Raw genomic sequence first — 12,675 nt, 5'->3', positions numbered from 1 at the left:
AGTAGGCAAGAGAATGCGGAAAACAAAAATTGTGTGTACACTTGGACCGGCTACGGATAAAGAGGATGTGTTAGAGCAGCTCATTGCAAGCGGCATGAATGTGGCTAGGCTTAATTTTTCCCATGGGGATTATAAGGAGCACAAGGCCAGGATGGATAAGGTAAAGGAGCTTCGGAAAAAGTATAATACACAGACAGCGATTATGTTGGACACGAAAGGGCCGGAAATCCGGCTGGGCCTCTTTGAGCAGGGAGAAGTAATCTTAAAGGAAAACCAGAAATTTACACTTTACTGCACAGAGTACCCTGGAAACGAGGAGGGTGTCTCCATCACATACCAGGATTTATACCAAGATGTGGCAGAGGGTACCACGATACTCATTGATGACGGCCTGGTGGAAATGCAGGTGGATGAGATAAAAAACAAAGCGATTGTCTGCACCGTGAAAAACGGGGGAAAAATTTCCGGCCGCAAAGGGGTAAACGTGCCCAATGTAAAATTATCCATGCCCTTTTTAAGTGAAAAGGATAAGGAGGACATTCTCTTTGGTATACAGGAGGATGTGGATTTTATAGCGGCTTCCTTTGTCCGCAGGGCGGATGATATTCATAAGATGCGGAAGTATTTAAATGACCACGGCGGCTATGACATCCATATTATTGCAAAAATCGAAAATATGGAAGGCGTCACAAATATTGACGATATTTTGGAGGCTGCAGAGGGGGTTATGGTGGCCAGAGGGGATATGGGAGTGGAAATTCCCTACGAGGAAGTTCCGGTGATTCAAAAAATGATTATTAAAAAAGGGGTAAATCTGGGGAAACAGATTATAACCGCAACCCAGATGTTAGACTCTATGATGAAAAACCCAAGGCCCACCAGGGCGGAAACCACAGACGTGGCAAATGCCATTTACGACGGCACCGGGGCGATTATGCTCTCCGGGGAAACGGCTGCAGGGCTTTACCCGGTGGAATCCCTTCTCACCATGATAAAAATTGCAGACAGGACGGAGCAGGATATCGATTACCGGAAACGTTTCTTCTCCAGGGAGAGGAAAGCCAATCCCGACGTGACGGACGCTATCTGCCATGCCACCTGTACCACTGCCCTTGACTTAAACGCCAAGGCCATTGTAACCGTGACGAAAAGCGGACATTCCGCCAGGAATATAGCAAAATACTGCCCTGCCTGCGACATTATCTGCGGGGCAATGGATGAGAAAGTTGCAAGGCAGATTAGTATGGTGTGGGGCACTGTCTCTGTCATTTTGGAAAAGCAGAGGGATGTCTTTGATTTATTTGACCATGCCATAGAAAAAGCGGAGGAAGAAGGGTTCCTTTCCAAAGGGGATATGACGGTGATTACCTCCGGGGTTCCCATCGGCGTGTCGGGAACCACCAATATGATTAAAGTACAGGAAGTATAAATATGGAATAAAAAAAATCCCTTTTCATACAATGTAGAAAGGTACGTTTACTACATTGCAGGAAAGGGGTATTTTTATGGAAATGTCAGCAGTAAATCAGGATAAAGAATTTCATCTTTACCGTGACATACAGGAAAGAACAGACGGGGAAATTTATATCGGCGTGGTAGGGCCGGTGCGGACGGGAAAATCTACTTTTATCAAGCGTTTTATGGACATTATGGTGCTTCCCTTTATGGAGGACGAAAATGTGAAGGCCAGGACTGTGGATGAACTGCCCCAGTCGGCCCAGGGAAAAACCATTATGACCACAGAACCCAAATTTATACCCAAGGATGCAGCGCAGATTCGGTTAGAAGGGGATACGGAAGTAAAAGTGCGCCTGATTGACTGCGTGGGCTATATGGTGGAGGGAGCCTCCGGACATATGGAGGGGAATAACAAGCGCATGGTAAAAACCCCCTGGTTTGACTATGAGATTCCCTTTGTGGATGCGGCTTCCATCGGAACCCAGAAAGTTATCAAGGAACATTCCACCATTGGAATTGTGGTGACGGCGGACGGCTCCTTTGGGGAACTCACCAGGGAAAATTATATTCCTGGGGAAGAAAAAACCGTGGAGGAATTGAAATCTATAGGCAAACCCTTTGTGATTGTGCTGAATTCTGAAAAACCTTTCAGCGAGGAGACAGGGAGACTGGTGCAGAAAATGAAAGAAAAATACGGGACCCCTGTGATTCCGGTGAACTGCCAGCAGCTTCGGAAAGACGATATCGGAAAAATATTGGAGAGCATTCTCTATGAATTCCCCATTGTAAAAATGGAATTTTACATTCCAAAGTGGGCGGAGATGCTTCCCATGGACAACAGGATGAAGCAGAGTATGGTGGAGACAGCCAGAAATATTTTAAGTTCCGTCACCCAGGCAAAGGACATCAGCAGTATCGGAAAGCCGGAGGATGCAGAGTACATATCCGATATCCATCTGGATAAAATTGATTTGGCCAAAGGGCTTTTAAAAATTAAAATGGAGATGGATGACAAATATTACTATGAGAATATCAGCGAACTCACCGGTGTTCCGATCCAGGGAGAGTATCAGCTTATCTCTCTGGTAAAAGAGCTGTCCGGGCGGAAGAACGCCTATGAAAAAGTGGCGGATGCGGTAAGCGCCGTGCAGATGAAAGGGTACGGGGTAATTCACCCCCAGCTTACGGATATTTCCTTAGAGGAACCGGAGTTAATCCGTCACGGTAATAAATTTGGAGTAAAACTGAAAGCCACTTCCCCCTCCATCCACTTAATCCGGGCAAATATCGAGACGGAAATTGCACCTATTGTGGGCAGTGAGGAGCAGGCAAAGGATTTGATAGAGTATATTAAGGAAGGGCAGAACACGCCAAACGGGGTGTGGGATACCAATATTTTCGGGAAGTCTGTAGGAGAGCTTATGGAGGACGGTATCCGCAGCAAAATTGCCATGATGGATGATGAGTGCCAGATGAAGCTTCAGGACACCATGCAGAAAATCGTGAATGACAGCAGCGGAGGGCTGGTTTGCATTATCATTTGATTTTCCTTGAAAATAAGATGGAATACTTTGACAATCTATATACTATAGTATATACTGGTTGTGAGAGAAGATGGCTTGATCCAGGCAGCAACCGTGAAAAGCCAAAAAGAACTTATGATATGTGAGGTGGGAAAATGGAAACATGGTATTATGAAGTGGTGAGTATCGACGGGGATTATGCCAATCTGAAACGGACAGATATCACGGTGGATGATGTAAAATTAGTGGCAAGGGCATTGCTGCCCCCGGAAATTACCGTGGGCAGCAAATTAAAATATGAACTTTTACAGTATGAGATAACAGAGTAGGGGAAGCCGTGCAGTCTTTATATGAATATACAAAAATACGTGAAAATATCTGGCAGATAGCAGAAGATGACGGGTATTCTGTACCCTTGTCCGGGGAAGCGAGATGGCAGTGCTTTTGGATACCGGATACGGAAACCGCAATCTGCGGGAATTTGTGGAGAAAAGCATTTCCACCCCTATCTGGTGATAAACAGCCACGGCCATCCGGACCATATTGGGGGAAACCACTGGTTTGAGGAAATCTGGGCGGCAAAAGAAGAGTGGGATGTGCTGTCCCTTGGAAATCTTCATTTTGAGATTATCTCTTTAAAAGGCCATACCAAGGACTCCATAGGGGTATTGGTGCAGGAAGGGGCATCCTTGCTGCAGGGGATGGGTTAAAGGAAGGGCTGTGGCTTTTTAATTACGGTGCCCTTTCCATGGAAGAATTGTACGGGACATTAAAAAGGACAATGGAAGTTCCCTTCGATTATTATATCTGCGGACACAGCAGCAAGCTGTACAAAAAGGAGAAAATAAATTTCCATTTAAGAAATATAGAAAGTCTGAACCTTGAACATTGTACCAGGGAAACTGCCATAGGGTTTGATACTTACATAAGCGCTTATGAGAACCTTCAGGTAAAATCCCAGATTGTATTTACCATGGACAGATTGCAGGGACACGGAAAAATTTTTTTCCCGTGTCTTTTTTGCGGAAACAGTTGAAAAAACCGCTCCGTTATGTTAAAATTTTTACAATTTAAGATTTCTTGCAGGAAGATTAGTAAGTGAATGCCTGCGCATACTAAATAAAAAAGCGACGTCTTTTTTTTTTGAAAAAAAATAGGAAAGGCAGGGTAAAGATGAAAGCATTTTTAATACTGGAAGATGGAACTGTTTTTGAGGGGATGAGTATCGGCTCCACAAAGGAAATTATCAGTGAAATCGTATTTAACACTTCAATGACAGGATATCTGGAGGTTTTGACAGATCCATCCTACGCCGGACAGGCGGTGGTTATGACCTATCCCTTGATTGGAAATTACGGGATAACCCCGGATATGGAGTCAAAGAGGCCCTGGCCCGACGGATATATCGTAAGGGAGCTCTCCAGGATGCCCAGCAACTTCCGCTGTGAAGGGAGCATACAGGATTTTCTGTTAAAATATGACATCCCAGGAATTTCCGGCATTGACACCCGTGCCTTAACAAAAATACTCCGGGAAAAAGGAACCATGAACGGCATGATTACCACCGATGAAAATTACAATCTGGAGGAGATTCTGCCAAAGTTAAAGGAATATGTCACTGGCAATGTGGTGGATAAGGTGACATGCAAAGAGAAATCCGTCCTGCCGGGAAAAGGGAAAAAAGTGGCTCTCCTTGATTTAGGTGCCAAGGATAATATTGCAAAGTCTTTAAATAAAAGAGGCTGTGAAGTGACGATTTACCCTGCAGGAACCTTGGCAGAGGAGATTCTCTCCGAAAATCCCGACGGTATCATGCTTAGCAACGGCCCGGGGGACCCCAAGGAGTGCGGCAGGATAATAGAGGAGCTGAAAAAACTCTACCAAAGCGACACCCCGATTTTTGCTATCTGTTTAGGACATCAGCTTATGGCCCTGGCAAACGGGGCGGACACCCACAAGATGAAGTACGGCCACCGGGGAGGCAACCATCCGGTGAAGGATTTAGAGACAGGCCGCGTGTATATTTCCTCCCAGAACCACGGGTATGTGGTGGATGCGGAACACATGGATAAAAGTGTGGCAAAGCCGGCTTTTATCAATGTAAACGACGGCACCAACGAGGGAATCGCCTACGTGGGGAAAAACATATTTACGGTGCAGTTCCACCCGGAAGCATGTCCGGGGCCCCAAGACAGCGCATACCTTTTTGACAGATTTATTGATATGATGGGAGGAACGAAATAATGCCAAGAAATCAGGAAATTAAAAAAGTTTTAGTAATCGGTTCCGGTCCTATCGTTATCGGACAGGCGGCGGAATTTGACTATGCGGGAACCCAGGCCTGCCGCTCCTTAAAAGAGGAAGGTGTGGAGGTGGTTTTGGTAAACTCAAACCCCGCCACCATTATGACAGACAAAGAGATTGCAGACCAGGTGTACATTGAGCCTTTGACAGTTCCCGTCTTAGAGCAGATTATATTAAAAGAAAAACCGGACAGCGTTCTCCCCACCTTAGGGGGACAGGCAGGATTAAACCTGGGTATGGAGCTGGCGGAATCCGGTTTTTTAGAAAAACACGGGGTAAAGCTTATCGGAACCACCGCAGAGACCATTTTTAAAGCGGAGGACAGACAGGCATTTAAGGACACCATGGAAAAAATCGGGGAGCCCTGTGCGGCCTCCCAGGTGGTGCACAACATAGAGGACGGAATTAAATTCACAAATACCATCGGATATCCCGTGGTTCTGCGCCCGGCTTACACCTTGGGGGGAAGCGGGGGAGGAATCGCCCACAATGAGCAGGAACTTATGGATATCCTCTCCAACGGCCTGCGTTTAAGCCGTGTGGGGGAAGTTTTGGTGGAGCGCTGTATTGCAGGATGGAAAGAGATTGAGTATGAAGTGATGCGGGATGCTAAGGGAAACTGCATCACCGTCTGCAACATGGAAAATATTGACCCGGTGGGCATCCACACGGGGGACAGTATTGTAGTTGCCCCCTCCCAGACATTGGGGGATAAAGAATATCAGATGCTCCGCACCTCAGCTTTAAATATTATATCAGAATTAAATATTACCGGAGGATGCAATGTACAGTATGCCCTGCACCCGGAAAGCTTTGAGTACTGTGTCATTGAGGTAAATCCCAGAGTATCCCGTTCTTCCGCACTGGCATCTAAGGCTACGGGATACCCCATTGCAAAAGTGGCGGCAAAAATTGCCCTGGGATACAATTTGGACGAGATAAAAAATGCCATTACAGGAAAGACCTACGCCAGCTTTGAGCCAATGCTTGACTACTGCGTGGTAAAGATTCCAAGGCTTCCCTTTGACAAATTCATTACCGCAAAGAGAACCCTGACCACCCAGATGAAAGCTACCGGGGAAGTTATGAGCATATGCTCTAACTTTGAAGGGGCTTTGATGAAAGCCATCCGCTCCTTAGAGCAGCATGTAGACAGCCTGATGGCCTATGGTTTTGACGCCCTTTCCGACAAAGAGCTGGAAAAAGAGTTAAAGATTGTGGACGACAGAAGAATCTTCTGTATCGCCGAGGCACTGCGGAGAGGGGTGAGCTACGGCCATATTCACGAAGTCACAAAGATTGACCTGTGGTTTATCGATAAGCTGGCAGTCCTTGTGGAGATGGAGCAGGCGTTAAAGACAAAGGAGCTGACCATAGATTTATTAAAAGAGGCAAAGCGCATGGAATTCCCGGACAAGGTTATTGCCGAATTAACAGGTAAAACCGAGGATGAAATCAAAAAAATGCGCTACGACAACGGCATTACCGCCGTTTACAAAATGGTAGATACCTGCGCTGCAGAGTTTGCGGCGGCTACCCCTTATTATTACTCCGTATTCGGGGGAGAAAACGAAGCGGAAGAGACCAATCCCCCCAAAAAGGTTTTGGTCCTTGGCTCCGGCCCCATACGAATCGGCCAGGGAATTGAATTTGACTACTGCAGTGTCCACAGTACATGGGCATTTAAAAAGGAAGGGTTTGAGACCATTATTATCAATAACAACCCGGAGACAGTGTCCACAGACTTTGACATTGCGGACAAGCTCTATTTTGAGCCCCTCACCCCGGAGGATGTGGAGAGCATTGTAAATATGGAAAAGCCCGACGGGGCGGTGGTGCAGTTCGGCGGCCAGACAGCCATTAAGCTCACGGAAAGCCTGATGAAAATGGGGGTAAAAATCTTTGGTACAAAGGCTGAGGATGTGGATGCCGCAGAGGACAGAGAGCTTTTTGACAAGATTTTAGAGGAGACAAAAATACCCAGGGCCGCCGGGGGAACGGTGTTTACGGCAGAAGAAGCGAAAGAAGTGGCAAACCGTCTGGGATATCCCGTGCTTGTGCGCCCTTCCTATGTCCTTGGGGGACAGGGCATGAAAATTGCCTACAGTGACGAAGAAATTGAGGAATTTATCGGAATTATCAACCGAATTGCCCAGGACCACCCCATTCTGGTAGATAAATATCTTCAGGGTAAAGAGATAGAAGTGGATGCGGTGTGCGACGGCACCGACATACTGATTCCCGGAATTATGGAGCATATTGAGCGCACCGGGGTGCATTCCGGGGACAGTATTTCCGTTTATCCCGCCCACACCATAACGGATGAGGTGAAAAAGACTTTAGTGGATTACACCAGAAGACTTGCCCAGGCTCTTCATGTGGTGGGGCTTATTAACATCCAGTTTATTGTGATGGATGGGGAAGTGTATGTGATTGAGGTAAATCCCCGTTCTTCAAGAACTGTGCCCTACATCAGCAAGGTAACGGGAATCCCCATCGTGGATGTGGCAACCCGGGTGATTATCGGCAATACCTTAAAAGGTATGGGATATCCCACAGGACTTGCCCCGGAGGCGGATTATATCGCAATCAAAATGCCTGTATTCTCCTTTGAAAAGTTACGGGGGGCGGAGATAAGCCTTGGGCCTGAAATGAAATCCACAGGAGAGTGCCTTGGAATTGCAAAGAACTTTGACGAAGCTTTATATAAGGCATTCCTTGGGGCAGGGGTTACTCTTCCCAAATATAAACAGATGATTATGACGGTAAAAGATGCGGATAAAGAGGAAGCCGTAGGGGTTGCAAAGCGGTTTGCAGATTTGGGCTATAAAATCTATGCCACCAGGAGCACGGCAAAATACTTAAAAGAACATGGGGTGGATGCCCTTCGGGTAAATAAAATTACCCAGGAAAGCCCCAATGTCATGGACTTGATTTTGGGCCATAAGATTGATTTGGTTATCGATACCCCCACCCAGGGGAACGGGGATAAGACCAGGGACGGATTTTTAATCCGGCGGAATGCCATTGAGACAGGGGTGTACTGTATCACAGCCATGGATACGGCAAACGCCCTGGCCAGCAGCTTAGAGACAGCGAATAAGACTTTGACCCCTGTAGATATTGCCACAGTAAAAAATATATAAAAGAAAAAAGCATCTGTCCTTTGGATGGATGCTTTTTTGTATATAATACGAGGAATCTTTACTATAAATTATTAAATAGTAATTTTATTTTCTGAATTTAATTTTATTTTCCTTCTCTTTATATTTGTTTAACGTATTTTTAATTTTTGAATCAGAAGAAAACTGCTTTAATGTGGTTTCATCAATTACAATCCGGTTGTCCATTGTTTTCATAATGTCAATAATCTGTATTTTAGCAGCCACCATGGGATTGCTTAAATCGTAAATATGGTTGTCCCGGATATTTAAAACCACAGGCGCCAGGAAATTCTGGGAATTTTCCATAAGGACAATGCCCTTGTCCCCTGTGGAGAGATCGATGCTTGAGCCCACGGGAAGGATATGTATACAGTGGGACAGTGCCGACACCACATTGGAGGAATACCGTTCCGGGTACTGGCGAAGGTACCGCACAGTAGAAACCTCGGATATGGGGGCCTGGTTTAAACTCATGGCGGTAAGCTGGTCAAACATATCTGCCACAATGAGGATTTTGGCTGCCCGGCTGAATTTCTTTGTTTTTAGGTCGTCAACCCGCTTGGTGGATAGGGAAACATGAACCTGGTGTATAATCGTAAAAATTTCCTGGTTCAGCCCGTATCTGTTTCCTTCCGGATCCAACAGGGCGTATCCTCTTTTCCGGCATTCATGAATGACTTTATCGTCTTCCTCAGTCATATCCACATCGCTTTTGTCAAGAATTTTCCTTGGGACAAAAAGGTATCCCAGGTCGTAGAGAAGGGCTGCGGTGGTTATATTTAACTTATCGGAGGGAGTACAGTGCATCACATTTGCAATCATGGTAGCCAAAATTGCTGTGCTGATAGCGTGTTTGTATACAAAGTCCGCAGAACTTCTTAAATTCTGGGTAAAATTCATCTTGTGGTCTAAGGAACCGTATTTGGAAATAATGTTTTCCACCAGGGAAGAAAGGGTATCCGGCTCTTTCTGCTGCTGAAGTTTATCCATAATCTCCTTGGCACGGAACATATAAATCGTCTGAAATTGTTCAAATTGAATATCTTCCTCGGACAGAGGGGGGAGGGGTTCTGCCGGCTCCAGAATAAAAATGCCGATTAACCCAAAATTCTCAATACTTTTAATGCCTGCGGGAGTGAGCAGGGTGTCTCTCTCATATAACATAACTCCCATTTTGTTATAAATCGGTTTGGCAATGCGCATACCGGGCTTTAAGTTTTTGCTCTCCACGAACTGCATAAACGTTCACGCTCCTTTTTCAAGTGTCATTTGTCACAAAATTTCTGTAACTTTATCCTAATTATATTTAATATAACATATTGAAGAAGCAAAAACAATCAGATATAATAGAGATTGTAATAAATTTGTTAAAAAATGTTACGCAAGAGGAAAGATAATTATGAAAAATCAACAGAAGAATATTTTAAAAAAAATTTTGCTTTGTACCTTGGCAGGGACTCTGCTTGTAGCGTTCCCTGTGGACATCCAGGCTTTTAAAACCAGCAGTGATTTGAAAAAGACAGGACAGAAAATCGACGAGCTTAAGGAGCAGAAAGAAGCTGCGGAAGAAAAAGTGGACGCCTTAAAGGAGCAGCAGAGCCATCTTAAGGGGGAGCTTGCGGATTTAAATCAGCAGTTGTCGAATGTGACGGAGGAGATTAACAGTTTAGAGGTTCAGATTGGGGATAAGGAGACTGAAATTGCCGTAACCCAGGAGGAGCTTGCAGCCGCCATAGATACAAAGGAAAAGCAGTATGAGAGCATGAAAAAGCGGATTCAGTATATTTATGAAACCGGGGGAATGGATTTGGCTTCTATTATTTTGGAGAGCAAATCCATGGGTGAAATGCTAAATAAAGCGGAATATGTGGAAGCCATTAACAAATATGACAGGGAGATGCTTCACCGCTACGAGGATACCTGTGAGCAGGTGGCTTTAAAGGAAGAGACTTTGAAACAGGAAAAGACGGAGTTAGTGGGAATGCAGGAGAGCATGGAGTCGAAAAAGACGGAAGTGGATTCCCTGATTTCCAAGACAAAAGACAGTATAAGCGCCAAGGAAAATGAAATTTCAGACGCAAAGGATGTAGTCAGTGATTATGATGCCCAGATTGCCAAAATGAAGGCATATGAGGAAGAATTGGAACGGAAAAAAGCGGAGGAGGCAAAAAAACTGGCCGAACAGCAGAAGAAAAAGCCTACCGCTACCTCAGGAGGAGGATCTGTCACAGCCAACTCCAGTGATTCCGCCATGTTAGCGGCAATCGTAGAGTGTGAGGCCGGGGGGGAGAGCTATGAGGGCCAGCTGGCAGTGGCCTCAGTGGTGGTAAACCGGGTAAAAAGCAGCAGTTTCCCCAATACCATCTCCGGGGTTATCTACCAGGGAGGACAGTTTTCTCCAGTAGCCAGCGGGCGGTTTGCGGTGGTCCTTGCCAGGGGGGCATCGGGAAGCTGTGCCCAGGCCGCCAATGCGGCCCTTTCCGGGAATACCAATATTTCCGCCCTTTATTTCTGCCGGGCAAGTTCCGGGGTAAGCGGCACCGTCATCGGAAATCACGTGTTTTATTAAGCGCCGCTTCAATATAAAAATCCGCCCCTTTCAGCCGTTTTTAGCAAAGGGGCGGATTTTTCGTATCCAAATCTTATTTTTCACAAATAGCAGCCGCTAAGGCTTCCATCTGGGGAATGTCCTCCTCACTCATACTGGACTTAATGGTGACAACCGGATCCACAAAGGTGATATCCTTTAAAGTCTCCAATTCTTCCCTCATTTTCTTTGCAGCCATAGGACCCCAGGAACCGTTTTCCATCAGGCCGATTTTCCGGTTTTTAAAACCTTTTGCCTGTAAGTGATGGATAAAGTCTTCCATGGGAGAGAAAATCCCTGCATCGTAGGTTGCGGCAGCCAAAATCATTCTGTCATACTCAAAGGCGGACTCGATGAGTTCGGAAACCATGGTGCGGCTCACGTCGCAAAGCTCCACTTTTTCCCCTTTTGCCTCCACCATCTCAGCCAGTTTTTCCGCAGCTTTTTTTGTATTTCCGTGGATGGATGCGTAGGCGATGACAACACCGGATTTTTCGGCCTTGTAACTGCTCCAGGTGTCATACAATCCGATATAATAGCCTAAATTTTCTCTTAACACCGGGCCGTGTAAGGGGCATATCACAGAGATATCCAGTGTTGCGGCCTTTTTCAATAATGCCTGTACCTGTACGCCATATTTCCCCACAATGTTAAAATAGTAGCGGCGGGCTTCGCAGGCCCAGTCCTCAGGGTCATCGTTTACTAAGGCGCCGAATTTTCCAAATCCGTCAGCGGAGAAAAGAATTTTTTCCGACTGTTCATATGTTACCATGACCTCCGGCCAGTGAACCATGGGAGCCATGAAAAACTGCAGGGTATGTTTGCCTAAAGAAAGGGTGTCTCCCTCTTTTACCACTACCTGGCGTGTTGAAAAATCTTTGTGGAAAAACTGGGGCAGCATGGAAAATGTCTTTGTATTGCCAATGAGTTTCATATCCGGGTACATTTCTGCCAATGTGGCGATGTTTGCAGCATGGTCCGGCTCTAAGTGGGAGATAACAAGGTAGTCAGGGGATTTCCCGTTTAACCCTTCCTTTAAATTGGATAGCCAGTCTTCGGTTCCCCTGGCGTCCACAGTGTCCATCACGGTGATTTTTTCGTCAAGTATCAGGTAAGAGTTGTAGGAAACGCCTTCCGGTACCGGATACTGGCTTTCAAACAAATCGATGGTGGTATCGTCTGTTCCAATGTAGAGAATGTCATTTGTAATCACTGGTTTCATAGTTCCTCCTTCTATATCAATAAATCCTGTTTAATAAGTATCTGTAAGTGGATTTGCCACCATTTGACATTTTACAATAAACTCTAAAGAATGACAAGACTTTTCCTGCATTCATTGGCAGAATCCTGTATTCCTTTCTGAACCTGCAGGCCGTAATATAAGTCTGAGGAGAAAAGTTCCTTTTTATAGAGAAGATATGCTTTTTTACTGAGGAGTGATTTCGCCCTGGCAGGTTTGGTGATCAGGGGTGCGTCTCCCTGTTTTTCAATCATTTTCAGGAGGGGCTTTGCCGTACTTTTAAAGCCTAACAGCCGGGTCTTCGACACTTGTCAGAAATATAAAACACTACAAACCGCAGAAATGCGGGCTTTTTTATGTCAAATTTTATTTATTTTTATGTTGTATGGCGTTGTTTTA

General features: G+C 45.6%; 11 protein-coding genes. 8 read left to right on the top strand and 3 right to left on the bottom strand.

Annotated features, from left to right (window positions below):
- Positions 1-13 precede the first annotated feature (13 nt).
- The 7 genes from pyk to carB all read left to right on the top strand — a co-directional run bounded on the left by pyk (position 14) and on the right by carB (position 8,431).
- Complete coding sequence (gene pyk, locus D7Y06_RS09040) at positions 14-1,429, top strand: pyruvate kinase (protein ID WP_120407485.1); 1,416 nt, start codon at positions 14-16, stop codon at positions 1,427-1,429.
- 82 nt (positions 1,430-1,511) lie between these two features.
- A complete protein-coding gene (spoIVA, locus tag D7Y06_RS09035) occupies positions 1,512-3,002 on the top strand; it encodes a stage IV sporulation protein A (protein ID WP_120407563.1) in 1,491 nt (496 codons plus the stop codon).
- 134 nt (positions 3,003-3,136) lie between these two features.
- Complete coding sequence (locus D7Y06_RS09030) at positions 3,137-3,310, top strand: chorismate--pyruvate lyase (protein ID WP_120407484.1); 174 nt, start codon at positions 3,137-3,139, stop codon at positions 3,308-3,310.
- Between the two features lie 66 nt (positions 3,311-3,376).
- On the top strand, positions 3,377-3,691 hold the full coding sequence (locus D7Y06_RS09025) for an MBL fold metallo-hydrolase (protein WP_120407483.1): 315 nt from the start codon (positions 3,377-3,379) through the stop codon (positions 3,689-3,691).
- 38 nt (positions 3,692-3,729) lie between these two features.
- Positions 3,730-4,017 carry a hypothetical protein gene (locus tag D7Y06_RS09020; RefSeq protein WP_120407482.1) on the top strand — a complete coding sequence of 96 codons (288 nt, stop codon included), beginning with the start codon at positions 3,730-3,732 and terminating at the stop codon, positions 4,015-4,017.
- A gap of 137 nt (positions 4,018-4,154) precedes the next feature.
- Positions 4,155-5,225 carry a carbamoyl phosphate synthase small subunit gene (locus tag D7Y06_RS09015; protein ID WP_120407481.1) on the top strand — a complete coding sequence of 357 codons (1,071 nt, stop codon included), beginning with the start codon at positions 4,155-4,157 and terminating at the stop codon, positions 5,223-5,225.
- On the top strand, positions 5,225-8,431 hold the full coding sequence (gene carB / locus D7Y06_RS09010; RefSeq protein WP_120407480.1) for a carbamoyl-phosphate synthase large subunit: 3,207 nt from the start codon (positions 5,225-5,227) through the stop codon (positions 8,429-8,431). The genes D7Y06_RS09015 and carB overlap by 1 nt, the downstream gene beginning before the upstream one ends.
- Before the next feature lie 84 nt (positions 8,432-8,515).
- Here carB and D7Y06_RS09005 read toward each other — a convergent pair whose 3' ends face one another.
- The gene (locus D7Y06_RS09005) at positions 8,516-9,688 is read right to left on the bottom strand and encodes an HD-GYP domain-containing protein (RefSeq protein ID WP_120407479.1); all 1,173 of its coding nucleotides are present in this window, start codon (positions 9,686-9,688) and stop codon (positions 8,516-8,518) included.
- Positions 9,689-9,848: 160 nt separating this feature from the next.
- Here D7Y06_RS09005 and D7Y06_RS09000 point away from each other — a divergent pair, with 160 nt between their 5' ends.
- Positions 9,849-11,018, top strand: coding sequence for a cell wall hydrolase (locus tag D7Y06_RS09000; RefSeq protein WP_120407478.1), 1,170 nt, complete (start codon positions 9,849-9,851; stop codon positions 11,016-11,018).
- A gap of 73 nt (positions 11,019-11,091) precedes the next feature.
- Here the strand turns inward: D7Y06_RS09000 and D7Y06_RS08995 are convergent, their stop codons facing one another.
- Both D7Y06_RS08995 and D7Y06_RS28540 read right to left on the bottom strand, forming a co-directional pair.
- Positions 11,092-12,258, bottom strand: coding sequence for an FprA family A-type flavoprotein (locus D7Y06_RS08995; RefSeq protein ID WP_120407477.1), 1,167 nt, complete (start codon positions 12,256-12,258; stop codon positions 11,092-11,094).
- 83 nt (positions 12,259-12,341) lie between these two features.
- Positions 12,342-12,584, bottom strand: a complete 243-nt coding sequence (locus D7Y06_RS28540; RefSeq protein WP_120407476.1) for a nucleotidyltransferase family protein — start codon at positions 12,582-12,584, stop codon at positions 12,342-12,344.
- Between the last annotated feature and the right edge of the window lie 91 nt (positions 12,585-12,675).

Origin of the sequence: Roseburia sp. 1XD42-69 (genome assembly GCF_003612565.1) — a bacterium.
In the GTDB taxonomy this organism is placed as follows: domain Bacteria; phylum Bacillota; class Clostridia; order Lachnospirales; family Lachnospiraceae; genus Roseburia_B.
Note: the sequence above shows the minus strand (reverse complement) of the source record. Positions and strands in the feature narration are given on the sequence as shown.

Excerpts from the sequence above, each read along its gene's own strand:
- pyk (WP_120407485.1), top strand. The coding sequence starts at position 14 with ATGCGGAAAACAAAAATTGTGTGTACACTTGGACCGGCTACGGATAAA.
- spoIVA (WP_120407563.1), top strand. The coding sequence starts at position 1,512 with ATGTCAGCAGTAAATCAGGATAAAGAATTTCATCTTTACCGTGACATA.
- D7Y06_RS09030 (WP_120407484.1), top strand. The coding sequence starts at position 3,137 with ATGGAAACATGGTATTATGAAGTGGTGAGTATCGACGGGGATTATGCC.
- D7Y06_RS09025 (WP_120407483.1), top strand. The coding sequence starts at position 3,377 with ATGACGGGTATTCTGTACCCTTGTCCGGGGAAGCGAGATGGCAGTGCT.
- D7Y06_RS09020 (WP_120407482.1), top strand. The coding sequence starts at position 3,730 with ATGGAAGAATTGTACGGGACATTAAAAAGGACAATGGAAGTTCCCTTC.
- D7Y06_RS09015 (WP_120407481.1), top strand. The coding sequence starts at position 4,155 with ATGAAAGCATTTTTAATACTGGAAGATGGAACTGTTTTTGAGGGGATG.
- carB (WP_120407480.1), top strand. The coding sequence starts at position 5,225 with ATGCCAAGAAATCAGGAAATTAAAAAAGTTTTAGTAATCGGTTCCGGT.
- D7Y06_RS09005 (WP_120407479.1), bottom strand. The coding sequence starts at position 9,688 with ATGCAGTTCGTGGAGAGCAAAAACTTAAAGCCCGGTATGCGCATTGCC.
- D7Y06_RS09000 (WP_120407478.1), top strand. The coding sequence starts at position 9,849 with ATGAAAAATCAACAGAAGAATATTTTAAAAAAAATTTTGCTTTGTACC.
- D7Y06_RS08995 (WP_120407477.1), bottom strand. The coding sequence starts at position 12,258 with ATGAAACCAGTGATTACAAATGACATTCTCTACATTGGAACAGACGAT.